This is a genomic window from Methanococcoides seepicolus (genome assembly GCF_023684405.1).
GTDB lineage: Archaea > Halobacteriota > Methanosarcinia > Methanosarcinales > Methanosarcinaceae > Methanococcoides > Methanococcoides seepicolus.
The window spans coordinates 1-1,246 of sequence record NZ_JAGSOI010000139.1 but is presented as its reverse complement, the minus strand read 5'-3'; the positions used below and the strand labels follow the sequence as shown (position 1 = coordinate 1,246).

The window sequence follows — 1,246 nt, the reverse complement described above, 5'->3', positions numbered from 1 at the left end:
CATTTCTACTGTTAAGAAGAATCAACTTTCTGTGATGAAAGCTATTCAAGATGCAATCGATGGAAAGCCATTTGTTCCAACGATTGTTTGATTTTAGGGTTGCAAATTAATTTTTTGTATTATAGTCGGTCATACAGGATTGACGATAGGTAGGCTGAATAGTTACTAATATTTTTACTCAAAACGCTTGACAAGACTTATTTGGAGTTTTCCTCCATTGAATTCAAAATCTGAAAATTTTATACCTTCAAGAAAAGTAGTAACTGAATCACTATATCGGTATATTTCTGAAATTGGAATTTTTTTAAGTTCCTTCCATAAATAAAACTCTGCGGTAAATCCTTTTAGTTGGTATGTTTTAGTTTCAGATGTCTTCATCTTGTATGTATGTTCTTCGTCAATAAAATCAATGGTTTTTTGAATTCGACTCCCATCTTCAGGGACATCATTGTAAATTTGATCTTGTTTTACAATTACTTCTCTATTAAAAATTTCATTCAAACTAAATTCATCACCACTTGACAAGAATATATTATCAGTGCCCTCGAATTTAAGGTCATTGCCATCATAATCAACTAATTCAAAATAAGGCATATTTACAATTTCACTACGTTTAATCATTATTTCCAGAGAGTCGCCTAAAAACCAAGATTCAATATCTTGCTTATTGATTTGATTTAAAATACGTGTTTCGATGCCATTATGTTTGGCCATTGTTTTTGCAGGTTCTGTAAAATTATTAGACGAAACAGCTATTACTTTTTGAACATTGAGATTCATGCATTTTGTCACTAATTGCTCAATCCACATTGAATCCTGTTTGGAATTCCGATCCCTGCATTCTATAATTATTGTTAAAGGAATAGACCCAGCGTTTAGTTTAATCGAAATATCTACTTCTCTTTTTTGTCCAGTAATTTTATCAATTATAAAATCAGGAGATTTAATTTCATACTTATCATTTGATAATATCTTGTGTAACAAAGAAACAGTTTCTTCTAATTCTTTCCCTTTTCGTGGCATACATATTTAACAAAGTGTCTAACTTAAAAATGTATCTGAAAGATTGGGATTTCTTTTTCTTTGAAATACTTGAAAACAACTTTTATACAAAAATATGGATCTCATCAACATTGAGTGGGTAATTTAATATTCATACCTTCCAATTCAATCATTATGGAAGATAAAGAACTCCTTCAAATTGCTCTTGGTTTATCATCGCCTTGGTTTGTAAAAGATATTAATC

At 30.0% G+C, this 1,246-nt stretch carries 1 protein-coding gene; it reads right to left on the bottom strand.

From position 1 onward, the window contains the following. Positions 1-174: 174 nt before the first annotated feature. Positions 175-1,023 carry a restriction endonuclease gene (locus tag KDK67_RS14085; protein ID WP_250869475.1) on the bottom strand — a complete coding sequence of 283 codons (849 nt, stop codon included), beginning with the start codon at positions 1,021-1,023 and terminating at the stop codon, positions 175-177. Positions 1,024-1,246: the final 223 nt, after the last annotated feature.